Source organism: Nocardiopsis changdeensis (assembly GCF_018316655.1).
Lineage (GTDB): Bacteria > Actinomycetota > Actinomycetes > Streptosporangiales > Streptosporangiaceae > Nocardiopsis > Nocardiopsis changdeensis.
Window position 1 is genome coordinate 370902 of the sequence record NZ_CP074133.1, and the last position, 22971, is coordinate 393872.

Consider the following 22971-nt stretch of genomic DNA (forward strand, 5'->3'; position numbering starts at 1 on the left):
GCCGGACTCGGCACGGGGGCGCTCACCGAGGGGTGGGCGCCCCCCGCGTCTTCTCGGAGCGGAGCAGCAGCAGGGCCAGCACCGCGATCCAGGCGAATCCGACCAGCAGGGACGCCCGCTGATAGAGCCCGCCCACGGCGACCAGGCCGGGGTTCTGCTGGAAGCCGGCGCTCGCCCACAGGAAGCAGGCGAAGAAGGCGGCCGCGGTGAGCACCGAGTACCCGGCGACCACCCAGCGCCGGTCGGCCAGGGACCGCAGGGCGTAGAGCACGCAGGCCAGCGGCAGCCCGAAGAAGAACAGCGCGGACGCCGCGTCGTGCAGGACGCCCAGCGGCGTGTAGACCAGCTCGTGGGGGGTGCCCGGCGGGTAGCCGCTGACCGGGTCGGTGCGGAACAGCCCGGCGCCGACCAGGCCGGCGCCGCACAGGCCCAGCAGCCACGGGACGGGTCCGGTGCGGCCGACGCGGCCGAGCTCGCGCCCGGCGCCGACCGCGAAGGCCGTGAGCAGCGCGCCGGTGAGCAGGAAGTTCAGCACCTGGACCCCGCCCGCCCCGTTGAGCGCCAGCGAGCTGATCGGGTGCCGGGCCAGGGAGTATTCGGGCCGCAGCAGACCCGCCAGGGTGGACACCCCGAGGAAGAGGGGGCCTGCGGCGACCCCGCACCACAGGAGCCCGCGGTTGGGTGACATGGACATCCTTCGTCGTCGTGGACAGGGGGACCACAGTAGGCTCGGCCCCGCCGGTCCGGAAAGTCCGGTCGCGGCCCTTTCCGGATGGAGCCGGCCGCCGGTCGTCAGAGGAGATGCCGCGGGGCGGCCGTCGGTTGGGGGACCTTCCCCGGGACCGGGGGCCGGACGGGAACTCCAAATAACGGACCGTTTACGGTACGGGCGTTCGCCGGCCCGTATATGCGGAACTGCGGAAAGGCCGAAAACCACGTCCCGGTCACCCGGCGCGGCGGGGTTCGGCGGGTCAGGGCCGGGTTTCCGGTTATTCCTCCCGAGCGCATCGGGCGGGGAAATCACCCATCGGATATGACTTCCTGGGAAAAGATCACGGGGAACCCCGAAAGGGCGGAGTTCGCGCCCCACGCCCCGTGTTTTTCGTGTAGAACTCTTACCAGCACCCCCGACCGGGCGCCCGGCGCCCACCCGGGGTGTTGCCGCCCGTACGCGGTGAGGAAGGGGCGCGTGCGGGCGGCACCCCGTGCCCGGGACCCGTGACATCTGTCATCGTCGGCCCCGGTGGATTCCCACACGCGATCGGTGACAACGGCGTCTGTGGCCCCGGCCCCGGTTCCGGGAGTCTGGAGCCATGACGACGACGAGCACCGAATCCCTCCCCGACCGCACCGCCCCCGACGGCCCGGCGGTGGTCGTCCGCGACCTGCACCAGCACTACGGCGACTTCGAGGCGGTCAAGGGCATCTCCTTCGAGATCCGCCCCGGCGAGCTGTTCGCCCTGCTGGGCACCAACGGCGCCGGCAAGACCACCACCATCGAGACGCTGGAGGGCTTCCGGCGTCCCAGCTCCGGGACCCTGCGGGTGTTCGGCACCGACCCCTACGGCCAGCCCGCCGCCCTGCGCGGCCGCACCGGCGCCGTCCTCCAGGGCAACGGCCTGATGGAGGACCTCACGGTCCGGGAGTCCCTCGTCCTCGCCCACGACCTGGTCTCCGACCCCCGCGACGCCGACGAGCTGCTGGAGCTGGTCGCCCTCACCGACAAGGCCCGCATCCCGGTCCGCCAGCTCTCCGGCGGGCAGAAGCGCCGCCTCATCCTCGCCCAGGCCCTGGTCGCCCGGCCCGAGGTGCTCTACCTCGACGAGCCCACCACGGGCATGGACCCCGAGGCCCGGCACACCACCTGGCGGATCATCTCCGAGCTCAAGCGGCAGGGGGTCGCGGTCCTGCTCACCACCCACTACCTGGAGGAGGCCGAGCGCCTGGCCGACCGGCTCGCCATCATGCACCGCGGCGAGATCCGGGTCGAGGGCACCCTGGAGGACGTCCTCGCCTCCTGGGGCGACCGGGTCACCTTCCGGGTGCCGGAGGAGGTCGGCACCGACGACCTGCCCGAGCCGTCCGGGGCCGAGGCCGCGGTGCGGACCCGCGACGGGCGGCTGTGGGCCACGTACACCGTCGGCGGCGCCGACGTCGAGTCGCGGGCGCACCGGGTGGTCTCCGAGCTCGTCGCCTGGGCCGCCGAGCGCGGCGTGGTCCTGCGCAACCTCCAGGTGCGCGGCGCCTCCCTGGAGGACGTCTTCCTCCAGGTGGCCGGCGCCACCGGCCTCGCCGAGCAGTAACCCTTCCCCCGCCGACCTTCCGCACCCGGAGCGCATCCCATGACCCTCACCGCCGAACCCGCCACCGCCGTCCGCCCGCCCGCCATGAGCCCGGTACGCCAGACGCTGCGCCTGGCCCGCACCGAGTTCACCCTCTTCGTCCGCTACAAGACCGCCTGGATGTTCCTGGGCCTGGCGGTGTTCATGTTCCTCGTCCCGATGAACCTGCCCGACGACCCCGTCATGGGCGACATCGGCAGCGCCGACCTCGCCATGATCGCCGCGATGGGCAGCATCGGCCTGATCATCGGTATCGGCCACCCCTCGAACGTGTTCACCGCCCGCCGCGAGTCGCTCGTCCTCAAGCAGCTGCGGGTCAACGGGGTCACCCAGGGCGCGCTGTTCGGGGCGGTGGTGCTGCTGGTGGTCCTCATGTCCCTGGCCATCGCCGTGCTGGGCGCCGCCCTGATCTACGCCAACTCCGGCTCGCTGCCGCAGGACCCGGTCATGCTGGTGCTCGCCATCACGCTCAGCGCCGTCTCCATGAGCTTCCTGGGCCTGTGCGTCACCCCGCTGGCGCGCACCGCCGAGTCCGCCCAGATGGCCTCGATGGTGCCGATGATGTTCCTGCTCTTCGCGGGCGGCAACATCCTCCCGACCAGCATGTTCCCGGACCCGCTCGTCGAGGTGCTGGGCTTCCTGCCCTCCACCGCCGCGGGCCAGCTCGCCCAGGCCTCCTACACCGGCTACGACGTCTTCTCGGGCTACGCGTCCGCCGCCCCGGCCGGGTTCGGGGAGCTGTGGGCCGCGGCCGTGCCCGCCGTCGGCCTGCTGCTGCTGTGGACGCTCCTGTTCGCCGTGCTGGCCTTCCGCACCTTCCGCTGGGACCCCCGCCAGGCATGACGCCCCGGCACCCGGCCCGGTACCGCCCGCCCCGTCCGGGGCGGGCGTTCCCATGGGGGAGACTCGAACGGTGAACCAGGAGACCGCGTCCCCGAGCGCCGCGCAGCGGCGCCACCTGCGGACGGCCCGCCGGATGACCACGTACACGGTGTTCGTGACGCCCGTGATCGTGGTCCTGTGGCCCGTGATCGAGTTCGTCCAGACGCGCGTGCACGGCAACCCCGGCTGGCCGGAGGCCGTGTCCCTGGTCCTGCTCACCGGATCCTCCGTGTGCATGGGCCCCCTCCTGGTCGACCGGATGCGCGGGGAGGCGGCCCCGGACCCGCGCCTGTACGTCGCTTCGGTGCTCCTGGCCTGGTCGGGGGCGCTGTTCCTGCGGGTCGAGGTGTACATGGTCTCCGCCCTGGGCGCGTGGCTGTCGGTCATGCTGCACCTGCACCGCGACGGGCGCCGGTCCGCCCTGCTGGGACTGCTGACCGCCCTGGTCCCGTGGGTCGCCTGGCCGTTCCTGTACCCGGACTCCCACGCCGGGGTGTTCGCGGTCTTCTGGGCGGGCGGGGTCCTCATGTGGGCCCTCTTCTACCTGGGCTGCACCGTCTCCTTCCGGCTCTGGGACATCGTGCGCGACGCCTTCGCGGCCCAGGAGGCCAAGGCCCGGCTGGCGGTGGCCGAGGAGCGGCTGAGGTTCACCCGCGACCTCCAGGACCTGCTGGGGCAGGACCTGAGCGTGCTGGCGACCCGGGCCGCGCGGGCGGAGCGGAACGTGTCCCGGGCCCCGGAGGAGGCCCGCGCCGAGGCGGCCGAGGTGCACGCGCTGGCCCGCGACGCGCTGCGCCGGGTCCGCGCCGCGGTCAGCGGCTACCGGGAGCTGGACCTGGCCGAGGAGGTGCGCTCGGTGACGGCGGCCCTGGAGGCCGACGGGACCCGGACCACCGTGACGGGGCTGGGCGGCCTGGACCCCTCCCCGGCGGAGGCGTCCCTGGCGGCCTGGGTGGTGCGCGAGGTCGGCACCGACGTGCTCCGGCGCAGCGGCGCCACCCGCTGCCGCATCGCCTTCTCCCGGGACCCCGGCACCGGGCGGGCGGTGGTGGAGGTCTCCGACGACCGGGCCCGCCGGGGAGGGGAGACCGGACCCGCCGGTGTGACGGACGGGCTGGCCGACCGGGTGGGCCGGGAGGGCGGCACCCTGGAGGCGGTGCGCACGGAGGACGGCGGCCACCTCCTGCGCGTCCACCTGCCCGTCGGCGCGACCCCCTCTTCCGAAGCCGAGGAGACCCGTTGACCTCCCCCCGTGAACGCGAGGGCGCGCCGACGCCCTCCGAGGACCGGCACGACCGCACGATGCGCTTCGCCCGCCTGATCATCATGGTCACGATGGGCATGGTGGCGATGATGCTGGGCGGCATCCCGCTCTTCGAGGTCGTCCTCTCCGGGCCGTCGGACGACCCGTGGCGGCCGCTGGCCGCCCTGGGCACGTCGCTCCCCCTGACCGTGCTGGTCCTGCTGCTGATGCGGGACCGGATCGACGGCCGCAGGGTTCCCGACCCCCTCCTCTACTGGGGATCGCTCGCCCTGCTCGCCGTCACCTCCGTCCTGCTCCGGGACGCGATGCTGACGATGGGCCTGTACGCCTCCTGGTGGTCCGTGGGGGTGTTCGCGGCCCCGCGCCGCTGGGGGGTCCCCGTCACGCTGGTGCTGCTGGCGGCCCCGTGGGCGATCTACCTCACCGAGAGGCCGGACCTCCCCTTCGCCTCCCACCTGCTCTTCTGGGCCGGGGCCATCGTGTGGGCGCTGCTGATGGCCTCCGGCTCCATGGCCACCATCTGGCTGTGGGACATCACCCGGCAGGCGGTGGAGGGGCAGTCCGCCCGGGCCCGGCTGGCGGTCACCGAGGAACGGCTGCGGTTCGCCCGCGACATGCACGACCTGCTCGGGCACAGCCTGTCGGCGCTGGCGGTCAAGGCCGAGCTGGCCGGGCGGCTCGTCGACCGGGCCCCCGAACGCGCGGAGAAGGAGCTGCGCGAGGTCCACGGCCTCGCCCGGGAGGCGCTGGGCCAGGTGCGCGCGGCGGTCGACGGGTACCGGGAGCCGGACCTGGCCGAGGAGGTCGCCTCGGTGCGCGGCGTCCTGGAGACGGCCGGGGTCCGGGTGGAGGTCACCGGACTGGAGGACCTGGAGGGCCCGGAGGTCCCCGCGGGGACGACCGCGCCGATCGCGTGGGCGGTGCGCGAGGGCGGCACCAACGTGCTGCGGCACAGCGACGCCACCCGCTGCCGGATCGACTTCTCCCTGGTCGGCGGGGAGGGCGGCCGGGCCCTCGTGGTGGAGATGTCCAACGACGGGGCCCGCGGCGCCGACGGCGGCAGGGGGAACGGCCTGAGCGGGCTGTCCGAGCGGCTGTCGGCGGCGGGCGGCGGGCTCACGGCGGCGCGCACGCGCGAGGGCGGGTTCCTGCTGCGCGCCGTACTGCCCCTCTGACCTCAGCGGGCCCGGGCCGGGCCCTCGGGGCCGGGGGCCAGCCCCAGCACCCGGTCCAGCTCCTCCCGGGCCAGGCGGCGGTCGGCGTGGGCGGCGGCGACGAGCACCTCCGCGTACAGCTCGATCTCGTCGAGCGCGACGTGGTCGTGCAGCGGAGCGGGCCGGTGCGGTTCGGATGCCACACGCGTTCACCCCCCGGGGGGTACAGAGGTGTCCTGGACGGGCGCAGGCCCCCTGGGGAGCGGACGGTGGAGGGCACGGGGACCCGTCCGGAGGACCCGGACCCAGGGTACGCGGCCCCCTCCGGGACCCGCATGACCCGGGAGGACCAGTGCCGGGACCACCCGGTCCGACCAGGAGGACGGGCCCCTCCGGTCCACCCGTCACTCTTCTCCCACCACCCGCTCACTTTTCGCATTCGTGTGATCGTGCTGTGAAGGCCCCGGGAGATCGTGGGGGTGACCGCAAAGGGCATACGGGAGGAGAAACACCATGGCCCAGAACAAGGGAACCCCGCGCAAGGTACTGATCGGAGCCGCCATCGCGGTGCTCGCCGCGAGCGCCGCCGTCGCCGTCCTCGACCCGTTCCCGGGCGCCCAGCTGGGCGCCGGGCTGGTCGGGGCCGTCGCCCTCGTCGCCTTCGCCGTGCTGTCGGTCGGCGGCCGCAACTCCGTCAAGGCCTGACCCGAACGAAACCGTCCGGCCCGTCCTCCCCGCCCCGGGGGACGGGCCCTTTCGCGTCCCCGCCGCCGCGGATTCCCTCACACGCCGCGCCTTCCTGTGATGGCGGCGCGACCCGCGGCCGTGAACCTCGGCTCAGACGACTCGGCGCACGGGAGAGGAACGGCGATGAACGCACACGAGGCGAAGACCGTCCGCATCGGCCTGCACCTGGGCGGAGCACTGCTGGCCCGGCGCATCCGCGCGGTGCTGGCGGGGCGCGACTGGTCGGTGACCGAGCTCGGCGCCGCACCCGGCCCCGGCGAGCTGGACGGCCTGGACGTCCTGCTGCTGCGCAGCGGCGCGATCGCCGAGCTGCCCGGCCGCCGCGAGCACCCCGGCCCGGCCTGCGTCGTCTTACTGGAGGGCGAGTCCGACCCGCGCTTCGTCGAGGTGGCCCGCTGGGGCGCCCACGCCATCGTGGACCGGGACGACCTGGACGGCAACATCACCCACGCCATCGAACAGGCCCTGGCCGGGGCGGTGTGGATCTCGCCGACCTTCGCCGGCCGGTGGATGGAGCTGATGCCGCCGATCCTGAGAGCCGACCTCGGCACGGCCGAGCCCCTGTTCGGGGAGAGCCTGACCCGGCGCGAGCAGGAGGTGCTGGACCTGCTCACCCAGGGCCTGTCCAACTCGCAGATCGCCGACCGGCTCATCCTCAGCACCGGGGCGATCAAGTTCCACGTCTCCAACCTGCTGCGCAAGTTCGGCTGCGACCGCCGCTCCCAGCTCATCGCCCGGCACGGCGCGGGCGCCGGGCGTGTCCGGACCGCGGTCTGAACACGCCCGGCGCCCGGGGCGCGGGGTCAGCCCTGCGCACCGGCCCCCACCGGGGCGGCCTCGGCGCCGGCGAACTGGTGCATGGACAGCTCCATGTACAGCTCGTCGGACTCCACCAGCTCCTCGTGGGTGCCCGTCGACCGGATGCGGCCGCGCTCCAGGACCAGGATGCGGTCCGCCTCGCGCACGGTCGCCAGCCGGTGGGCGATCACCATCACGGTGGTGATCCGCGACGCCTCCCGGATGGTCTCCTGGAGGGCCTGCTCGTTGATCGAGTCGAGCTGTGAGGTGGCCTCGTCCAGCAGGAGCAGCCGGGGACGGCGCAGCAGGGCCCGGGCGATCGCCACCCGCTGGCGCTCGCCGCCGGAGAGGGCGACGCCGCGGTGGCCGACCAGGGTGTCCAGACCGTTCTCCAGCCGGCCGACCAGCCCCTCCAGACGGGTGCGGGAGATGATGTCGGCCAGCTCCTCCTCGGTGGCCTCGGGGGCGGCCATCAGCAGGTTCTCGCGCAGGGTGCCGGAGAGCACCGGGGCCTCCTGCTCCACGTACCCGATCCCGGCGCGCAGCCGGTCCAGCGGCCACTCGGTGATGTCCCGGCCGTCCATCCGGACGCTGCCGGCCTGGGGCTCGTAGAACCGCTCGACCAGTGAGAAGACCGTGCTCTTGCCCGCCGCGGAGGGGCCGACGAACGCGGTCATGCCCCCGGCGGGGACGTCGAAGGTCAGCTCCTCGAACAGGGGCACCTGCGGGTCGTACCCGAACCGCACGTTGCGGAAGGACACCGACGCGGGCCGGTCGGCGGACGCCGGGGTCCAGCTCACGGCGCCGGTCTCCTCCTCGTTCGGCATCGCCTGGACCTCGCGGATGCGCTGGAGCGAGGCCAGGCCCGCCTGGAGGCCGCTGATCGAGCTGGTCAGCTGGGTGATCGGACCGGTCAGGTAGAAGAGGTACAGCAGGAACGCCACCAGGACGGACAGGTCCAGGCCGCCGGTGGCGGCGCGGGCCCCGCCCACACCCAGGATGATGAGGAACGACACCTGGACCAGCAGCCCGGTGGACATGCTCCCGGCGGAGAACCACACCGCGGCGCGCTTCCCCTGCTGGAGCGCCCGCTCGGAGGCGGCCGTCACGACGGCGATCTCGCGCTCCTCCGAACCGCTGGCCTTGATGGTGCGCAGCGAGTTCAGCGACCGCTCCAGGGTCGAGCCCATCTCGCCCAGGGCCTCCTGGACGTTCAGGCTGGCCCGCCGGATGCGCGGCACGACGGCCCCGAACGCGAAGCCGACCACCACGACCACGGCCAGCAGCAGGGCCAGCAGCCCCAGGTCGAGGTAGCCCATGAGCACGATGATGCCGACGAACTGGAGTGCGCCGATGAACAGGTCCACCAGGTCGCGGGTGGTCGCGGTGCGCAGCTGGTTGCTGTCGGACACCACCCGGGAGAGCAGGTCGCCGGGGCTGCCGTGGTCGAGCACCGACATGCGCAGCCGCATGATGCGCCGCACCAGGTCGCGGCGCACACCGTGCACGATGCCCTCGGCCGTGCGCTCGGTCAGGTAGTTGCCGACGGAGGCCAGGACCGTCGCGAACACCAGCAGCGCGGACAGCACCAGGATGAGTGTGACGTCGGGGCCCCCGCCCACCGCCATCCCGTCCAGGAAGTACTTGGCGACCATCGGCTGGGCCAGGGTGAGCAGCGCGGCGACGGTGGTGATCAGGCCGCCGGACCACAGGGCGAGGGAGTGCGGCCGGGCGTAGGACAGCAGGCCGCGCAGGCCCACCGGGGGTTCGGGTGCGGGCGCGTCGGTGTTCACAGGACGACCTCCTCGGCCGGTTGGTGGGGTGTGGTGGGTGCGGTGAGCGGCTCCGGGGTTCCGAGTAGGGAGGCGTCGCCACAGACGATCCCGGTGAAGCGTTCGGGACGGAAGAACTCCCGGGAGACGTCCACGACCTCGTCGTGGGTCACCCGGGCCAGCTGGTCGGCGAAGTCGGCGAGCCGCATGGGGTCCTCGCCGTTCAGGGCCATGTCCATGAGGCTGCCGGTGACCTCGGCCAGCGAGGTCAGGCGGGTGCGCATGCATCCGGCGGCGAACCGCTGCGCCGCGCGGAACTCCTCCTCCGTGGGCGGGTCCAGGACCATCCCGGACAGCTCCTCGGCGATCCCGGCCAGGACCGGTCCGGCGGTGGCCGCCGCGGTCTCGGCCTCCACCGCGATGAGGTTCGCGCCGGGGAAGGAGTCGACGTAGGCGTTGACGCCGTACACGTAGCCGTGGTCGTTGCGCAGGTTGCGGCTGAGGCGGGTGGACACGGCCCCGCCGCTGAGGGTGTTCAGGGCCAGGAACAGGGGCGCGTAGCGGTCGTCCTCGCTGGACACCGCGTCGGCGCGCAGTCTCACGTGGGCCCGGTCGGTACCGGGGACGTGGACCACGGCGGGCGCGCCCGGGGCCAGTGCGGGGACGGGGGGCACGACCCACCCGGGGGCGGGGGAGTCCCAGCCGCCGAAGGCGCGGTGGACGGCCGCGAAGACCTCCTCGGCGTCCAGCGAGCCGCCCACGACGAGCAGCATCGCCTCCCGGGGGCCCCAGGTGCCCGCGGGGACCCGCAGGTCCTCGGCGGAGGGCTCGGCGGGCAGCGGGTGGCGCCCGGCGCCCGCCCGGTTGCCCGCCAGGTGGTCCCCGTAGAGCCCCCGGTACAGGCCGTCGACCGCCCGGTGCTGGGGGTACGCGGCGGACGCCTCCAGCAGGGCGCGCTGGCGCCCGTACTCCCGCTCCGCCTCCCCGGGGTCGATGTCGGGTGAGCGCACCGCCTCGGCCAGGTAGCGCAGCGTTCGGTCGAGGTCGGCGGTGCCGCAGCCCCCCGACAGGACGGTCGCCCAGGGCGAGGCGGAGCCGTGCACCTCCACGGCGGAGGACTCCAGGTCCTCGCGGGAGGTGTCGCCCGCTCCGGTGTGCAGCACTGCGAGCGAGGCCCGCAGCTGGGCCCGGAACAGCTCGCCGGGCGTCCGGCTCGTCCCGGGGACCACCATCCGCAGCTCCGCCAGGGGGGTGTCCCCGTGCGGCAGGCAGCACACGCGCAGCCCGTTGGGCAGGGTCCGGCTCCGCAGGTCGTGGACGCGCATCAGTGTTCCCCTCCTTCTCCGGGGGAGAGCACCAGCAGGGCGCGGTGCTCCCGGGTCAGCAGCCGGGCGGCGGCGGCGACGTCCTCGGCGGTCGCCTCCGTGAAGCCGCGGTGGACGGTCGCCGGCAGGTCGCCGTCGCCGAACAGCAGCTCCCCGCGGCCGACCGCGCGGGTGCGGGCGGCGAGCTGGTCGGTCCGGCGGTGGAAGGCGGCCAGCCGCCGGGCCCGCGCACGGGCCAGCTCGGTGTCCGTGGGGCCGTGCTCGGCCAGCCGCCCGACCTGCCCGCGGACGGCGTCGAGGATCACGTCGCGCTCCACGTCGGCGGGGTGGACCGCGGACAGGACCCACATGTCGGGGTCGCGCGCGTCCAGCAGGTCGAAGAGCCCGTCGCGGGCCGACACCCCCAGGGCCTGACCGGTGACCTCCGCCAGGCGGCGCGGCACCAGCGCCCCGGGGCCGCCGGCCAGCAGCTCGGCGACCAGGGCCAGACCGAAGTGCGCCGCCGGGTCGACCGCGGCGTCGGGGGTCCGGTAGCCGAGGGCGAACCCGGGCCGGGCCGCCAGCGGGTCGTGCGCGGTGCCCGTCACGGTCCCCTCGGGCTCCGGCTCCCAGTGGTGCGGGCGCGGCGGCGCGGGCCGGGCCGGGAGCGTCCCGAAGTGGGCCTCGGCCAGGTCGAGCGCCCGCAGCGGGTCGATGTCGCCGCTGACGGTCAGCACCGCGTTGGACGCCGTGCAGTACTCCTCCAGGAAGCCCCGGCAGTCCTCCAGGGTGGCCCGGGACAGCGCCGCCGGGTCGCCGAACCCGTCGTGGGCGTTGGCGTAGGACCGGAACAGCACCGGCGACAGCGCCGGCCACGGGAACCGGCCGTAGGGCTTGCGGCCCTTGGCGCCGATCTCCTCCTCGATGACCCGGATCTGGGTGCGCAGCCCCGCCTCGGTGAGCTCCGGCTCGCGGACGCGCCGGGCCTCCAGGGCCAGCATCTCCTCGGCGTGGTCGGAGGGGACGACGGTGTAGTAGTCGGTGTAGTCCTGCCGGGTGGAGGCGTTGCAGAACCCGCCCAGGGCCTCGATGCCGGTGAAGTGCCCGGCCGCGCCGTCGCCCTGGAACAGCAGGTGCTCCACCAGGTGGGCGAGCCCGGGGAACTCCGGGGGGTCGGACCGGAAGCCGGTGCCGAAGTGCAGGGCGATCCCCACGGCGCTCACCGAGCGCAGCGGGAGGACGCGGACGCGCAGCCCGTTGGACAGGGTCCGGTGCAGGGTGCGCGGCGGTGCGGTGGCGGTGGTCATCGCCGGTTGTCCTCCGTTCCGATGGTTCCGGTGGTGTGGTCCAGCAGCCCGGCCCCGTGCCGGTCGAAGGCGTCGGCCACCACCTCCAGGTGGGAGTCGACCGACGAGTGCCAGCCCACGTAGGCGCAGAAGTCGTGCACGTGGACCAGGACCCGCAGGGCGGCGTAGCGCCCGACCGCGTCCAGGTCCGGGCCGGGCCCGTACCCGGCGAGCAGGCGGTCCAGCAGGCGGCCCACCTCCTCCCGGGAGGCCGGCACGACCTCGCGGTGCTCCACCAGCTCCCCGGCCAGCCAGCCGAGGTCGAACTCGGCCGGGCCCACCGCCAGCTCCTCGCCGGTGAGCAGGACGCCCTCGGACCCGGAGGAGACCGAGGGGATGAGCACCCCCAGGCCGGGCGCCCCGTGCAGCAGGGCGCCGGGGACGTCCCGGCCGTACCGGGCCAGGTCCTCGCACCATTCCCGGGCCAGGTCGAGCCGCCGTCGGCCGAGCACCCGCCCGGCGACCCGGTGCAGGTGGGCGGCGGCGTGCGGGCCCCGGCCGCCCTCCAGCCACCGCAGCAGCCGGGCGGGCCCCTGCGGGGACGCCAGGACGGGCTCGGCGGGGACCGGCAGGGCGTGGATGCGGGACAGCAGTTCGCCGGTCCCGGTCATCAGGCCGCCCGGGCCGGTGACGTCCGCCTCCTCCTGGAGCATCCGCTTGGCCACCGAGGACGGGCCGGGGGCGGAGAAGACCCGCCAGGTCTGCCCCGGGTCGGGCGGCAGGTCCACCCGGGCCCGGACGGAGCCGGGCAGGTCCTCCAGGGGCCGGCGCAGCCGGATGGGGGCGGTGCCGATGGGCACCGAGCGGTCGATGCCGCTGTTGCGGATCCACACGAACCCGTCGGTGATGGTGTGCAGCACGGTCGTGTGCACGTAGGCGGTGCCGAAGTCGTCGACGATCCTGGTCAGCACGGCGTCCCCACCCCCACCAGGGTGCGGCGCAGGGACTCCACGCCGGTCAGGACGTCGGGCAGCGGGGCGGCGACGGCGGCGTCGTAGCCGCCGGTGTGCGCGCTCATCCCCGGGACCGGGTCGACCACCACCACGTTGTCGCGCTCGCGCAGCGCCTCCACGTGCTTGCGGTACACCAGCGATCCGGCCGCACCCGGGGGCACGGACGGCGCGACGGCCACCGGCGCGGACGTGCACTGGAGCGCGAGCATCGCCGGGGTGTCGCCCAGGCCCACGGCGAACCGGGCCAGGAAGTGGAACGACGCCGGGTAGACGATGACGGCGTCCGGCCAGACCGCCAGGTCCACGTGCAGCGGCTTCTCGGTGGGGTCGTCGGACCAGGCGTCCACCAGCACCGGGTTGGGCTCCATCGCGGTGAGCGCGGTGTGGGACACGAACCGGGTCGCCGACGAGGTCAGCACCACCCGGCGGCGCAGCCGCGGGTAGCCCATGCTCAGCCAGGGGGACCAGGACGTCATGTGGGTGGCCGCCAGCGAGCCGGTCACGATGACCAGCAGGCGTTCGGCCCCGAGTTCGGGGAACAGGTCGGGGTGCGGTGCCTCCTCAGCCACGGAGCTCCTCCCATGCCTGGGCGATCTCCCGGACGTCGGCGACGGCCGAGCGGATGCCCTCGGTGTTCACGACCCCGGCGGGGTTGACGACGATCTCGCTCACCCCGGCGTGCTCGTAGTCGAGCAGGCCCTTGGCGACCTCCTCCGGGGTCCCGTACAGGTACACGCCCTTGTCGACCAGGGCGGCGGCGCCCGACTCGGGGTCGGCCGGGTCGGCCGGCACCCCCGCCCTGCGCAGCATCTCGGTGTAGTGCGGCAGGCCCAGGTGGGTGCTCGCCCCGCGCAGCGCCAGCCGCCGCGGGTCGCGGCCCGGGCGCGCGACCGCCGCGTGGACCACGGTGGCGATCCGCGGCGGGGCGGGCCGCCCGGCCCGTGCGGCGCCCTCGGCCAGCGCCGGGGCGATGGTGTCGTGCACGTGGTGGGCGGGGGTCAGCCACGTGATGGCGACGTCGGCCGCGCCCCCGGCCCGGCGGGCCATCCCGCTGCGCAGCACGCCCAGGCCCACCTCGACGCGGGGGAACCGGCCGATCTCCGGCAGGACCAGGCCCTCGCCCTGGTGGAACGCCTCGTTCACGGACTCCTCGGCCGGGCCGCCGTCGAGCAGGTCGCGGACGGCCAGGGCGTACTCGGCGGAGGTCCGCGCCGGGGTGTCGTAGGGCCGCCCGCGCAGCGCGCCGACCAGGCCCGGCGTGGCCGGGCCGTAGCCCACCACCACGGGCTTGCCGGTGATGCGGGCCAGGCTGCGGGCCTGGACGGCCGCCTCGAAGGGGTGCCGCAGCGGCATCAGGGTGACGCCGATGCCGACGGGGACGCGGTGGCCGCGCCCGGCCAGGTAGGCCAGTACCTGGTGGGTCTCGGCGTTCAGGGACTGCCCCATCCACAGCCGGTGCAGGGCGGTCTCCTGGACCAGCTTCGCCACGGGTTCGACGAGCTGGGGGCGTTCGGGCTGTTGGGGCTGGATCACGCTCAGGTGCGCTCGGGCCGACATGGCGATCTCTTCCTTCCGATGGCGCGGGGGTGGGGTCAGGTCCGGGTCCGGTCCGGGGCCGAGCCCGAGGCGCGTCGGGTCATCCGGCGCAGCAGGGGGACGGCGGCGGCGAGCAGCAGGGCCGTCCAGACGGCCGTCACGGCGGCCGCGACGAGCGGGTTCCAGGTGTCGGCGCCGCCGAACCCGAGGGGCGTGCCGCCGGTCAGCCCGGCGTCGACGCCGTTGGCGATCCACTCGAACGGCAGGACCCGCACGGCGGCCCGCAGCGGTTCGGGGAAGAACGCGGCCGCCCCGGTGCCCGCCAGCGCGGCCGGGACGTACACGGCCAGCGCCGAGTAGGAGAGCAGGTCGCCCCCGGCGGGCAGGACCGCGCCCAGGAGCAGGCCCAGGGCCACGAAGAACAGCAGGCCCAGGACGAGGGAGCCGAGGGCGCCGGGCAGGGCGGCCGGGCCGCCCGCGGACAGGCCCCCGACGGTGAACGCCAGGCCCAGCAGGGCGCCGATCGACACGGCGCTCACCGCCAGGACGTGCAGGCACTTCTCCACGACGTAGGCCTGGAGCCCGCCGGGCAGCAGCCGCAGCCGCAGCAGGGTGCCGTCGGCCCGCGCCGCCAGGACCGCCTGGGCGACGGCGAAGGTCCCCGACTGCACCATGACCAGCATCAGGAAGGTCATGGCCAGGCTCGACGGGGAGGTGATGAAGAAGTCGGAGTCCTCGCGGGGGGCGGCCACCATGCAGGTCGTCCCGTAGACCAGGACGAAGAGCAGCTGGAAGTCCAGCAGCAGGCGGTCGGGGGAGGCGAGGGCGAGGCGGGCGCCGGTGCGGAACCGGTCCGCCCCCGCCCGCAGGGCGCGGCGGTTCACGGTGCGATCCCCTCTCGGGAGTCCAGGTGGGCCAGGTAGGCGTCCTCCAGGGAGCCGGTGCCGTGTTCGGCGGCGAGCTCCTCGCCGGGGCCGTCGAACGTGATCCGCCCGGCGACCAGGACGGCGATCCGGTCGGCGATGCGCTCGGCCTCGGCCATGTCGTGGGTGGTCGCCAGGACGGCGACGCCCTCGGCGGCGATCGAGCGGACCGCGTCGTGGAAGGCGCGGCGCGACCGGGGGTCCAGGCCGACGGTGGGCTCGTCCAGGAACAGCGCCTCGGGGCGGCCGGCCACGGCCAGGGCCAGGTCCATACGGCGGCGCTGCCCGCCGGACAGCTCGCGCACCCGCCGGTCCGAGAAGTCGGTGAGGCCGAACCGCGCGGTGAGCTCCGCCGGGTCGGCCGGGTCGTCGTGGTAGAGGGCGACGTGCCGGAGCAGGGCGTCCACCGGCCAGTCGGCGTGGTCGCGCCAGGACTGGAGCACGACGCCGACGCGTCCGCGCCAGGCGTCGTCCGCGTCGCCGGGGTCGCGGCCCAGCACCTCGACCGTTCCGGAGGTCCGCCGTCGCAGGCCCTCCAGGATCTCCATGGTGGTGCTCTTGCCGGCCCCGTTGGGGCCCAGCAGGGCGAGCACCTCGCCCCGGTGGACGTCGAGGTCCACGCCGCGCAGGACCTCGCGCGCTCCGTAGGCCATCCGCAGACCGGCGGCCCTGACCAGTGGGGACATCGACGTGCCTTCCTCTCTCTCGTCGGGAGATGACCGCGGGGCCGCCGATGCGCTCGGCTCGGCGGCCCCGGGCGGTTCATTCCTTCAGGGGGTGATCAGGTGATCAGCAGCCCCAGTACTTGGTGCCGCTGACGGAGGCACCGGAGGCGGCGCTGGCGCTGACCGCGATGGAGACGACCACGGTCGGGGTGACCTCGGGGTTCTCCGACTCGGCGGAGTCGGCGATCTCGGCCGGGGTGGTGTAGTCGTCGGCGCCTTCGAAGAGGTTCTGCTCGGTCATGTCATTCCTTCTTTCGTGTGTTGTGTTTCCTGGTGGAACGGATCGGTGCGGACCGCGGTCAGCAGCCGACCCGGAGGGTGGTGGTCACGGTGACGCTGGTGACCGGCTGGAGGGTGGTCGGGAGCGTGGGGGTCGGTGCGAGCGTCGCCTCCGGGGACTCCGACTCGGCGGAGTCGGCGATCTCGGCCGGGGTGGTGTAGTCGTCCGCGCCGCCCATCAGGGATTCGGTGCTCATGCCGTTCCTTCCTTCCTGCCGCAGGGGTGTCAGCAGCCGACGCGCAGAGTGGTGATCACGGTGGTCGCCGGCCCGGTGGTCGGCAGCGTCGTGGCGGGGAGCGTGGTGATCGGGATGAGCGACACCTCGGGCACCTCGCTCTCGGCGGAGCCGGCGATCTCGGCCGGGGTGGTGTAGTCGTCCGCCCCGCCCATCAGGGATTCGGTGCTCATGGCCGTGTCCTTCCGAGACGGTGGCTCAGCAGCCCAGGGCCTTGGTGGCCCCGGCGCTGGCCGCGGCGCCCGAGACGAACGAGATGGTGACGGTGGGGGTGATCTCGGGGTTCTCGACCTCGTGCTCCTCGGCGATCTCCGCCGGGGTGGTGTAGTCGTCGGCGCCCTCGAACAGGTTCTTCTCGGTCATGTCCGTGTCCTTTCGGGTGGGCGGTTCAGCAGCCGATGGCCTTGGTGGCGGCCGCGCTGGCCGCGGCGCCGGAGACGAACGAGATGGTGGGGGTGATCTCGGGGTTCTCGACGTCGGTCTCCTCGGCGATCTCGGCCGGGGTGGTGTAGTCGTCGGCGCCCTCGAACAGGTTCTTCTCGGTCATGTCCGTTCCTTCTCTTCCGTGTGCTCTTCGTTGTCCGGTCCGTGCCGGCGGGGGGTTACCGGCGGGGCTTCACCGACGGTGAAGCCCGCCAGGAAGTCGGGGATGGAGGGGGCGTCGGCGACGCCCCCGTTTCCCGACGTGGGTGGGGTGGACTCGGAACCGGTGGTCACGGCCCTCGCCTCCCGAAGGGGTTCGTCAGCAGCCGAAGGTGTTGGTGAGCGCGAGGCTCGCGTTGAAGCTGCCGATGGCGGACGCGATCGAGGCGGGGGACGCCTCGGGGTTCTCGACGTCGTTCTCCTCGACGATCTCGGCCGGGGTGGTGTAGTCGTCGGCGCCCTCGAACAGCGTCTTCTCGCTCATGCGGTGTCCTTTCGTTGGGTGTTTTCCTCTGGTGTCCCGGGGCGCGGTGTCCCGGCCCCGGAAGTTCGTGCGGCCGTCAGAGGCCGATGTCGGGCGAGCCGTGCCCGCGGTGCAGGGCTCCGGCCGGAACCCCGCCCTCCTCCAGGGAGCGGGCCGCCTCCGCGGCGCGGTCGGTGCCCTCGCGGACCGCCCGGACCAGGCCCTCGGCGATCAGCCGTGAGCGGTGCTGGCCGAAGCTGAGGGTCCGGTCGCGCAGCTGCTCGTCGTCCGGCTCCCAGGCCCAGGCGACGCCGGGTGCCAGGGGCGCGGTGTAGAGGGAGGCTCCGGTGCCCAGGCCCTCGGTGCCGCGCAACCCCTCCACCAGGGCGGGGACCGCCGGCCAGGAGGAGCTGCCGAGATAGACGACGATCGCGTCGTTGCGCGGGTAGGACGACCGGGTGGACAGGGCCTTGGCCTGGTAGCGGACGCCCGCCTCCTCCAGCAGGGTGAGCGCTCGGCCCCAGACGCCGGGGGCGCCGAGGTGGTCGGGGACGCTCAGGTACAGGCGGAGGATGTCCCCGCCGTCCAGGGAGTGCCCGCGGGAGCCGTGGACCATCAGGAAGCCGGGGGAGCGCCGCGGCAGCACCGACGGGATGCGGATGCGGGACCCGCCCGGGGCCTCCTCGACCCCGGCGCGCGGCACCCGGACCCGGACACCGCCCAGGCGGACCACGACCTCGTCCTGCGCGCCGCCGTCGGCGGCGGCGCCGGGGACCTCCATGACGCTCGTGTCGTGGGGGACCCGCTCCCGTAGGGCCTCGACCATGCGGGGGTCGCTGACGGCCGGGTTGCGCTTGGCGGCGCGGGGCGGCCGGCCGGTGTGCAGGGCCAGGTAGAGGGCGTTGGCCAGGGAGGCGGTCAGGTGCTTGGCGTCGGTCCCCTCGAACCGGTGCCCGCGGACCTCCCCCTCCTTGCCGTCGGGGGCGAAGTCGATCTCGTCCAGGGCCCGCCGCAGCGGTTCCGCCAGCGGGGGCGCGGTGGTCGTCGCACTCACACTCGTTCTCCGAATCCGATCGCGGGGGCGTAGCCCTGCGGGTTCAGCAGGGCGCGTCGCCCCACACCCGCGGCGGCCTTGTTCAGGGGGGTCAGGTAGGCGGCGTGCTGGGCCGCGGCCAGCACCCGGTTGAACAGGTGGTGGCCGACGTAGGCCGTGGCCCTGACCGCCAGGTCGATGTCGCCGCGGGCCTCGGGCCGGGCCTCCAGGTAGGCGGCCCAGAACGCCTCGATGTTGCTGCGCAGCAGCTCGAAGCGGCGGGCGCCGCCCGAGATCGGGTCCTCGGGGGAGGAGGTCATCGCCATGACGCCGCGGTGCAGCCACTCGCCGGCGAACGCGCCGATGTCGGAGGCCGGGTCGCCCGGGCGGATCTCCTCCCAGTCGGTGAGGTACAGGACGTCGCCGTCGCTGAGGAACTGGTCCAGCCGCAGGTCGCCGTGGACGAGCCCGGTGCGGTGCCGTCCGGCGCCGCCGGGGGGCACCGCCAGGGCGGAGGCCACCTCCCCGTCGTCGTGCAGCAGCCGCCACAGGTCCAGTTCGCCCGCGCTGGCCGCCGCGTAGGTCTCCAGGTCGATCGAGTCCAGGGTGCGCGGCGGGTCGGCGGGACGGGCGCCGGCGCTCAGCTCCTCGGGCACCTCCAGGGAGTGGAGGGCGGCCAGGGCGCGTCCGGCCTGCTCGGACATCTCCTCGGTGAAGAGGTCGTCCCGGGCCAGGTCGGCGCCGTTGACCACGTCCTCCAGCAGCTCGAAGGCGGCCAGGCCGTGCTCGGTGTCCACGGCGTGGACGCGGGGGCCGACCAGGTCGGGGCTGTCGGCGGTGAGGCCGTCGACCAGGGCGATGCGCTCCAGGCGGGCGCGGACGTCCTCGGCCGGTCCGTTGAGGCGCTTGACGAACACCCCCCGGCCGGATTCGGTCTCGCCGGCCCAGATGTCGTTGCGGCCCAGGTAGGAGGTCAGGGTGTCTTCGACGAACCCGCCGAAGCCGTTCCGCTCCAGCAGGGCGGTGACCTCGGGGACGTCCTCCAGGGGGATGGGGTCGAAGGTGGTGGGCTTACTCGCCATCGGGGTTCACCTCGTAGACGGACACGAAGGACTGGCTGTGGTGGGTGAGGGGCTCCCGGTTCCAGCCCGCGTACCGCTCGCGCAGTCGCAGGCCGGCCAGGCGGGCCATGAGGTCCAGCTCCGAGGGCCAGACGTAGCGGCTCAGCTCGACCAGGCGGGAGTTCTCGTCTCCGACGAAGGTGCGGACGATGACCGCGAGCTGCGCCATCCGGTCGACGTAGGTCGTGTAGAGGCCGACCGTGCCGTCCTGGAGGTGCTGGGCCTCGGTCTTGGTGCCCTCGTCCAGCCCGTGGTAGATGAGCGGGTTGTAGGTCTCCAGGACCACCACACCGTCGTCGGCGGTGCGCGAGCGCATCAGGCGCAGGGTGGCCAGCTGCTTCTCCGCGTCGCTGACCATGCAGAGCGTGTTGAGCGGGTTGACCGTGACGTCGAAGGAGCCCTCGGGCAGCTCCTCGGAGAAGTCGCCGGCCACGGCGGTGATCCGGCCCTCGGGGTCGTTCTCCCGCAGCTTGCGGAGCATCTCCTCGGAGGCGTCGATCCCGGTGACCCGCAGGCCCCGGGCCGCCATCGGCAGGGCGACGCGGCCGGTGCCCACGCCCAGCTCCAGGACGCTGCCGCCCGGGGCCAGGCCCGCGATGAACTCCGCGGCCTGGTCGGCCAGGGGGCTCGCCGGGTAGATCATGTCGTAGACCCCCGCCAGGGAGTCCCCGTAAATATTCGCCGTCTGCATGGCTCTCCGGGCGGCTCCGCCCTGTCCTTTCCCGTTCGCCTTCGGTGTGTCCCGCTCTTTCGTTGTCACCATCCTGGACCCGCGCCCCGATGAATGCGCTGCCCGTCTTTCCATTCCTGTTCCAATCCAAGGTCGAGGAATTCTCGGGTGGGTTTGACCCGTTTTGCGCGGAGGTTTGCTAGGGTGTGATCGTTGCAGTTCAGAGGGCTTCTGGTCGAAGGATTGGCCGGGTCCTGGTCTTTGGTCCAACCGGTTTCCAGGCCGTTCGGGGAGTGCGCTAAAAAATAATCCGTGCTTCGCGTGCGGGTGCGGTGAATGATATTGATCGCGCCGTTCCATCGAGGTAGAAAAGGGGGCATGGAACAAACCGCGAAAAAGAACAAGGAAACCGACCACCGAACCGCCGGCCCCGTCGTCGAGGTGCGGGACCTGCGCCAGCGCTACGGCGACTTCGAGGCCGTCAAGGGGATCTCCTTCGAGATCCGCCCCGGCGAGCTGTTCGGCCTGCTGGGCACCAACGGCGCCGGCAAGACCACCACCATCGAGACCCTGGAGGGCTTCCGCCGTCCCAGCGCGGGCACCGTCCGGGTGTTCGGCGTGGACCCCTACGGCCAGCCCTCCCGGATCCGCGAGCGCGCCAACGCCGTGCTCCAGGGCAGCGGGCTCTTCGACGACCTCACGGTCCGCGAGACGCTGGACTTCACGGTCGGCCTGGCCTCCCGCCCGCGCGACGCCGCGGAGCTCCTGGAGACGGTCGGCATGGCGCACAAGGCCGACACCATGGTCCGCCAGCTCTCCGGCGGCGAGAAGCGCCGCCTGGACCTGGCCTCCGCCCTGGTCACCCGGCCCGAGGTGCTCTACCTCGACGAGCCCACCACCGGCATGGACCCCGAGGGCCGCCGGGACACCTGGAAGATCATCTCCGACCTCAAGGAGCAGGGCACCGCGATCCTGCTCACCACCCACTACCTGGACGAGGTCGAGCAGCTCGCCGACCGGCTCGCCATCATGCACCGCGGCGAGATCCGGGTGGAGGGCACCATCGGGTCCGTCCTCGCCGAGTACGGCGACCACATCGGGTTCCGGGTCCCCGCGGGCGTGCGCAGCGGCGACCTGCCGACCCTGTCCGGCGAGCGGCCCGGCCTGGAGACCCGGGACGGGCACCTGCACGTCTCCTACACCGTGCGCGGCGAGGCCGGCCCGCACCGCGCCTACCGGGCGCTGGCCCCGCTGGTCGAGTGGGCGCGCGACAACGACCTGGAGCTCGCCGACCTCCAGGTCCGCGGCGTGACCCTGGAGGACGTGTTCCTCCGGATCGCCGACGAGGGCGACGAGTAGACCCCCGATCCAACCCGCTACGGAATCAGGAGCACCCCATGACGCACACCCTCATCCCGGACACGGCGCGCGAGGCCGCTCCGGCCCCCGCCGACCCCGCGACCCCGGAGGCCCGCCGCCCCAGCGGCCTCTTCCAGCAGGTCTCCGTCCTCGCCCGGACCGAGTTCCGGCTCTTCCTGCGGTACAAGACCGCGCTGATGTACCTGGCCCTGCCCGGCGCCTTCCTGCTCCCCTTCGCGGTGATGGAGCCCACGGAGCTGGTGCCCGGCGTCCTGTCCGTCCACTACCTGCTGCCCGGCACCCTGGTCGCCATCGCGACCACCCTGGGCCTGGTCCACCCCGCCAACGTCCTGACCATGCGCCGCGAGGCCCTGGTCCTCAAGCGGCTGCGCGTGAGCGGGGTGCGCCCGGCGGCGGTCCACACCTCGATGGTCGCCCTGGTCACCCTGCTCTGCCTGGTCGTGGGCGCGGTCTTCCTCGCCCTGGTCGGGGTGATGGCGGACCGGCTCCCCGCCGACCCGGTGATGATGGCGCTGGGACTGCTCCTGTCCTCGGTGTCCATGGCGCTGCTGGGGACCCTCATCTCCCCGCTGGTCCGCAACGGCGAGACCGCGCAGATGGTCTCCATGGTGCCGATGCTCGGCATGCTCGTCCTGGGCGGCGTGATGATCCCCCTGGACGTCATGCCCGACTCGCTGGCCACCGTCCTGCGCTTCCTCCCGATCGCCCCGGCCGTGGACATGCTGCGCTCCGGCTTCCTGGGCGCGGACGCCTTCGGCTCCATCCAGGAGCTGCACGACGCCGGCTTCGCGGAGCTGTGGGTGAACGCCCTGCCCGCCATCGGCGTGCAGCTCTTCTGGATCGCGGTGTTCGCGTTCCTGGCCCACCGGTTCTTCCGCTGGGACCCGCGCCGGTCCTGACGACGGCCCCGACACGACCCCGACACGGGTCGCCCCGCCCCGAGGGCGGAGCGGGCCCGGGAGCGCACGACGCCGTGCGTTCCCGGGCCCGTTCCGCGTTCCGGCGTCCGGCCGGGCTCAGCGCCAGGTGACCCCGGCGTGCTCCCGGGCGAGCTGCGCGTAGTGGACGGAGGTGTACTCCAGCACGGCCCGGTCGTCGTCGTCGAGCTCCCGGACGACCTTGCCGGGAACACCCGCCCACAGGGTGCCGGGCGGCACGGTCTTGCCCGGCGGCACCAGCGCGCCGGCGGCGACGAAGGCGCCCCTGCCCACCCGGGCCCCGCCCATGACGATCGCGCCGATGCCGATGAGCGAGCCCTCCTCGACGATCGCGCCGTGCACCATCGCCTTGTGGCCCAGGCTGACGCCGTCGTGCAGCTCCACCGGCTGGCCGGGGTCGGAGTGCAGGCCGCACTGGTCCTGGATGTTCACGCGCTCGCCCACCACGATGTCCTCGGTGTCGGCGCGCAGGACCGATCCGTACCAGACACTGCTGTCCGCGCCCAGCCGGACGCGGCCGACCACGACCGCGCCCGGGGCGATCCAGGCGTCGGGGTGGATCTGTGGGGCGCCGAATCCGGCCTCCCCGATCCGCGGCCCGGGGGCCGCCTCGCTGCCTTCGGTCCCACTGCCCATGTCGTGCTTCCTTTCGGTGGAGCGTGCACCGGCCCTCACGGCGGTG

General features: G+C 73.9%; 28 protein-coding genes. 8 read left to right on the forward strand and 20 right to left on the reverse strand.

Annotation, left to right across the window (positions count from 1 at the left end; translation table 11 throughout):
- Nucleotides 1-22 precede the first annotated feature (22 nt).
- Nucleotides 23-688: a DUF998 domain-containing protein gene (locus tag KGD84_RS01785; RefSeq protein ID WP_255646968.1), complete on the reverse strand. Its 666-nt coding sequence runs from the start codon at nucleotides 686-688 to the stop codon at nucleotides 23-25.
- 625 nt (nucleotides 689-1313) lie between these two features.
- On the opposite strand from KGD84_RS01785, the gene KGD84_RS01790 reads away from it, so the two are divergent.
- From KGD84_RS01790 to KGD84_RS33505, 4 genes are all read left to right on the forward strand, one after another.
- A complete protein-coding gene (locus tag KGD84_RS01790; RefSeq protein ID WP_220564384.1) occupies nucleotides 1314-2303 on the forward strand; it encodes an ABC transporter ATP-binding protein in 990 nt (329 codons plus the stop codon).
- A gap of 39 nt (nucleotides 2304-2342) precedes the next feature.
- Entirely contained in the window at nucleotides 2343-3185 is an 843-nt protein-coding gene (locus KGD84_RS01795) for an ABC transporter permease (protein ID WP_220564385.1), read from the forward strand.
- A gap of 70 nt (nucleotides 3186-3255) precedes the next feature.
- Nucleotides 3256-4467, forward strand: coding sequence for a sensor histidine kinase (locus tag KGD84_RS01800; RefSeq protein ID WP_220564386.1), 1212 nt, complete (start codon nucleotides 3256-3258; stop codon nucleotides 4465-4467).
- Nucleotides 4464-5663, forward strand: a complete 1200-nt coding sequence (locus KGD84_RS33505; RefSeq protein WP_277615499.1) for a sensor histidine kinase — start codon at nucleotides 4464-4466, stop codon at nucleotides 5661-5663. The genes KGD84_RS01800 and KGD84_RS33505 overlap by 4 nt, the downstream gene beginning before the upstream one ends.
- Before the next feature lie 2 nt (nucleotides 5664-5665).
- Here KGD84_RS33505 and KGD84_RS01810 read toward each other — a convergent pair whose 3' ends face one another.
- Nucleotides 5666-5845, reverse strand: coding sequence for a hypothetical protein (locus KGD84_RS01810; RefSeq protein ID WP_220564387.1), 180 nt, complete (start codon nucleotides 5843-5845; stop codon nucleotides 5666-5668).
- A gap of 310 nt (nucleotides 5846-6155) precedes the next feature.
- Here KGD84_RS01810 and KGD84_RS01815 point away from each other — a divergent pair, with 310 nt between their 5' ends.
- Both KGD84_RS01815 and KGD84_RS01820 read left to right on the forward strand, forming a co-directional pair.
- Nucleotides 6156-6347: a hypothetical protein gene (locus tag KGD84_RS01815; protein ID WP_220564388.1), complete on the forward strand. Its 192-nt coding sequence runs from the start codon at nucleotides 6156-6158 to the stop codon at nucleotides 6345-6347.
- A 165-nt stretch (nucleotides 6348-6512) separates the two neighbouring features.
- Nucleotides 6513-7166 carry a response regulator transcription factor gene (locus KGD84_RS01820; RefSeq protein WP_220564389.1) on the forward strand — a complete coding sequence of 218 codons (654 nt, stop codon included), beginning with the start codon at nucleotides 6513-6515 and terminating at the stop codon, nucleotides 7164-7166.
- A gap of 26 nt (nucleotides 7167-7192) precedes the next feature.
- Here the strand turns inward: KGD84_RS01820 and KGD84_RS01825 are convergent, their stop codons facing one another.
- The 17 genes from KGD84_RS01825 to KGD84_RS01905 all read right to left on the reverse strand — a co-directional run bounded on the left by KGD84_RS01825 (nucleotide 7193) and on the right by KGD84_RS01905 (nucleotide 19992).
- On the reverse strand, nucleotides 7193-8980 hold the full coding sequence (locus tag KGD84_RS01825; RefSeq protein WP_220564390.1) for an ABC transporter ATP-binding protein: 1788 nt from the start codon (nucleotides 8978-8980) through the stop codon (nucleotides 7193-7195).
- On the reverse strand, nucleotides 8977-10284 hold the full coding sequence (locus KGD84_RS01830; RefSeq protein ID WP_220564391.1) for a M16 family metallopeptidase: 1308 nt from the start codon (nucleotides 10282-10284) through the stop codon (nucleotides 8977-8979). The genes KGD84_RS01825 and KGD84_RS01830 overlap by 4 nt, the downstream gene beginning before the upstream one ends.
- On the reverse strand, nucleotides 10284-11570 hold the full coding sequence (locus tag KGD84_RS01835) for a M16 family metallopeptidase (protein WP_220564392.1): 1287 nt from the start codon (nucleotides 11568-11570) through the stop codon (nucleotides 10284-10286). The genes KGD84_RS01830 and KGD84_RS01835 overlap by 1 nt, the downstream gene beginning before the upstream one ends.
- Nucleotides 11567-12520: a hypothetical protein gene (locus KGD84_RS01840; protein WP_220564393.1), complete on the reverse strand. Its 954-nt coding sequence runs from the start codon at nucleotides 12518-12520 to the stop codon at nucleotides 11567-11569. Before KGD84_RS01840 ends, KGD84_RS01835 begins: the two co-directional genes overlap by 4 nt.
- Nucleotides 12514-13131 (reverse strand): flavoprotein, encoded by a 618-nt coding sequence (locus KGD84_RS01845; protein ID WP_220564394.1) that lies wholly within the window; start codon nucleotides 13129-13131, stop codon nucleotides 12514-12516. The genes KGD84_RS01840 and KGD84_RS01845 overlap by 7 nt, the downstream gene beginning before the upstream one ends.
- Nucleotides 13124-14119 carry an LLM class flavin-dependent oxidoreductase gene (locus KGD84_RS01850; protein WP_220564395.1) on the reverse strand — a complete coding sequence of 332 codons (996 nt, stop codon included), beginning with the start codon at nucleotides 14117-14119 and terminating at the stop codon, nucleotides 13124-13126. Before KGD84_RS01850 ends, KGD84_RS01845 begins: the two co-directional genes overlap by 8 nt.
- A 35-nt stretch (nucleotides 14120-14154) precedes the next feature.
- Nucleotides 14155-14982 (reverse strand): ABC transporter permease, encoded by an 828-nt coding sequence (locus KGD84_RS01855; protein ID WP_220564396.1) that lies wholly within the window; start codon nucleotides 14980-14982, stop codon nucleotides 14155-14157.
- The gene (locus KGD84_RS01860; protein ID WP_220564397.1) at nucleotides 14979-15707 is read right to left on the reverse strand and encodes an ABC transporter ATP-binding protein; all 729 of its coding nucleotides are present in this window, start codon (nucleotides 15705-15707) and stop codon (nucleotides 14979-14981) included. Before KGD84_RS01860 ends, KGD84_RS01855 begins: the two co-directional genes overlap by 4 nt.
- Before the next feature lie 103 nt (nucleotides 15708-15810).
- Entirely contained in the window at nucleotides 15811-15987 is a 177-nt protein-coding gene (locus KGD84_RS01865) for an LxmA leader domain family RiPP (RefSeq protein ID WP_220564398.1), read from the reverse strand.
- A gap of 58 nt (nucleotides 15988-16045) precedes the next feature.
- Nucleotides 16046-16222 (reverse strand): LxmA leader domain family RiPP, encoded by a 177-nt coding sequence (locus KGD84_RS01870; protein WP_220564399.1) that lies wholly within the window; start codon nucleotides 16220-16222, stop codon nucleotides 16046-16048.
- Between the two features lie 29 nt (nucleotides 16223-16251).
- Complete coding sequence (locus tag KGD84_RS01875; protein WP_220564400.1) at nucleotides 16252-16434, reverse strand: LxmA leader domain family RiPP; 183 nt, start codon at nucleotides 16432-16434, stop codon at nucleotides 16252-16254.
- Between the two features lie 25 nt (nucleotides 16435-16459).
- Complete coding sequence (locus KGD84_RS01880) at nucleotides 16460-16624, reverse strand: LxmA leader domain family RiPP (protein ID WP_220564401.1); 165 nt, start codon at nucleotides 16622-16624, stop codon at nucleotides 16460-16462.
- A gap of 25 nt (nucleotides 16625-16649) precedes the next feature.
- Nucleotides 16650-16808, reverse strand: coding sequence for an LxmA leader domain family RiPP (locus KGD84_RS01885; protein WP_220564402.1), 159 nt, complete (start codon nucleotides 16806-16808; stop codon nucleotides 16650-16652).
- Nucleotides 16809-17003: 195 nt separating this feature from the next.
- Nucleotides 17004-17168: an LxmA leader domain family RiPP gene (locus KGD84_RS01890; RefSeq protein ID WP_220564403.1), complete on the reverse strand. Its 165-nt coding sequence runs from the start codon at nucleotides 17166-17168 to the stop codon at nucleotides 17004-17006.
- A gap of 76 nt (nucleotides 17169-17244) precedes the next feature.
- Nucleotides 17245-18201: a T3SS effector HopA1 family protein gene (locus KGD84_RS01895; RefSeq protein WP_220564404.1), complete on the reverse strand. Its 957-nt coding sequence runs from the start codon at nucleotides 18199-18201 to the stop codon at nucleotides 17245-17247.
- Nucleotides 18198-19262, reverse strand: coding sequence for a class V lanthionine synthetase subunit LxmK (lxmK, locus tag KGD84_RS01900; protein ID WP_220564405.1), 1065 nt, complete (start codon nucleotides 19260-19262; stop codon nucleotides 18198-18200). Before lxmK ends, KGD84_RS01895 begins: the two co-directional genes overlap by 4 nt.
- Nucleotides 19252-19992 (reverse strand): class I SAM-dependent methyltransferase, encoded by a 741-nt coding sequence (locus KGD84_RS01905; RefSeq protein WP_220564406.1) that lies wholly within the window; start codon nucleotides 19990-19992, stop codon nucleotides 19252-19254. The genes lxmK and KGD84_RS01905 overlap by 11 nt, the downstream gene beginning before the upstream one ends.
- 357 nt (nucleotides 19993-20349) lie before the next feature.
- Here KGD84_RS01905 and KGD84_RS01910 point away from each other — a divergent pair, with 357 nt between their 5' ends.
- Together KGD84_RS01910 and KGD84_RS01915 are read left to right on the forward strand one after the other, a co-directional pair.
- Nucleotides 20350-21330: an ABC transporter ATP-binding protein gene (locus KGD84_RS01910; protein WP_220564407.1), complete on the forward strand. Its 981-nt coding sequence runs from the start codon at nucleotides 20350-20352 to the stop codon at nucleotides 21328-21330.
- A 38-nt stretch (nucleotides 21331-21368) separates the two neighbouring features.
- The gene (locus KGD84_RS01915) at nucleotides 21369-22250 is read left to right on the forward strand and encodes an ABC transporter permease (protein WP_220564408.1); all 882 of its coding nucleotides are present in this window, start codon (nucleotides 21369-21371) and stop codon (nucleotides 22248-22250) included.
- A gap of 117 nt (nucleotides 22251-22367) precedes the next feature.
- Here the strand turns inward: KGD84_RS01915 and KGD84_RS01920 are convergent, their stop codons facing one another.
- Nucleotides 22368-22925 carry a gamma carbonic anhydrase family protein gene (locus KGD84_RS01920; protein WP_220564409.1) on the reverse strand — a complete coding sequence of 186 codons (558 nt, stop codon included), beginning with the start codon at nucleotides 22923-22925 and terminating at the stop codon, nucleotides 22368-22370.
- Nucleotides 22926-22971 lie beyond the last annotated feature (46 nt).

Bases quoted from the DNA above. Each gene is read 5' to 3' on its own strand.
- KGD84_RS01890 (WP_220564403.1), bottom strand. From the start codon at position 17,168: ATGAGCGAGAAGACGCTGTTCGAGGGCGCCGACGACTACACCACCCCG.
- KGD84_RS01880 (WP_220564401.1), bottom strand. From the start codon at position 16,624: ATGACCGAGAAGAACCTGTTCGAGGGCGCCGACGACTACACCACCCCG.
- KGD84_RS01920 (WP_220564409.1), bottom strand. From the start codon at position 22,925: ATGGGCAGTGGGACCGAAGGCAGCGAGGCGGCCCCCGGGCCGCGGATC.
- KGD84_RS01885 (WP_220564402.1), bottom strand. From the start codon at position 16,808: ATGACCGAGAAGAACCTGTTCGAGGGCGCCGACGACTACACCACCCCG.
- KGD84_RS01785 (WP_255646968.1), bottom strand. From the start codon at position 688: ATGTCACCCAACCGCGGGCTCCTGTGGTGCGGGGTCGCCGCAGGCCCC.
- KGD84_RS01865 (WP_220564398.1), bottom strand. From the start codon at position 15,987: ATGACCGAGCAGAACCTCTTCGAAGGCGCCGACGACTACACCACCCCG.
- KGD84_RS01815 (WP_220564388.1), top strand. From the start codon at position 6,156: ATGGCCCAGAACAAGGGAACCCCGCGCAAGGTACTGATCGGAGCCGCC.
- KGD84_RS01870 (WP_220564399.1), bottom strand. From the start codon at position 16,222: ATGAGCACCGAATCCCTGATGGGCGGCGCGGACGACTACACCACCCCG.
- KGD84_RS01910 (WP_220564407.1), top strand. From the start codon at position 20,350: ATGGAACAAACCGCGAAAAAGAACAAGGAAACCGACCACCGAACCGCC.
- KGD84_RS01795 (WP_220564385.1), top strand. From the start codon at position 2,343: ATGACCCTCACCGCCGAACCCGCCACCGCCGTCCGCCCGCCCGCCATG.
- KGD84_RS01875 (WP_220564400.1), bottom strand. From the start codon at position 16,434: ATGAGCACCGAATCCCTGATGGGCGGGGCGGACGACTACACCACCCCG.
- KGD84_RS01835 (WP_220564392.1), bottom strand. From the start codon at position 11,570: ATGACCACCGCCACCGCACCGCCGCGCACCCTGCACCGGACCCTGTCC.
- KGD84_RS01860 (WP_220564397.1), bottom strand. From the start codon at position 15,707: ATGTCCCCACTGGTCAGGGCCGCCGGTCTGCGGATGGCCTACGGAGCG.
- KGD84_RS01830 (WP_220564391.1), bottom strand. From the start codon at position 10,284: ATGCGCGTCCACGACCTGCGGAGCCGGACCCTGCCCAACGGGCTGCGC.
- KGD84_RS01820 (WP_220564389.1), top strand. From the start codon at position 6,513: ATGAACGCACACGAGGCGAAGACCGTCCGCATCGGCCTGCACCTGGGC.
- KGD84_RS01915 (WP_220564408.1), top strand. From the start codon at position 21,369: ATGACGCACACCCTCATCCCGGACACGGCGCGCGAGGCCGCTCCGGCC.
- KGD84_RS01850 (WP_220564395.1), bottom strand. From the start codon at position 14,119: ATGTCGGCCCGAGCGCACCTGAGCGTGATCCAGCCCCAACAGCCCGAA.
- KGD84_RS01905 (WP_220564406.1), bottom strand. From the start codon at position 19,992: ATGCAGACGGCGAATATTTACGGGGACTCCCTGGCGGGGGTCTACGAC.
- KGD84_RS01790 (WP_220564384.1), top strand. From the start codon at position 1,314: ATGACGACGACGAGCACCGAATCCCTCCCCGACCGCACCGCCCCCGAC.
- lxmK (WP_220564405.1), bottom strand. From the start codon at position 19,262: ATGGCGAGTAAGCCCACCACCTTCGACCCCATCCCCCTGGAGGACGTC.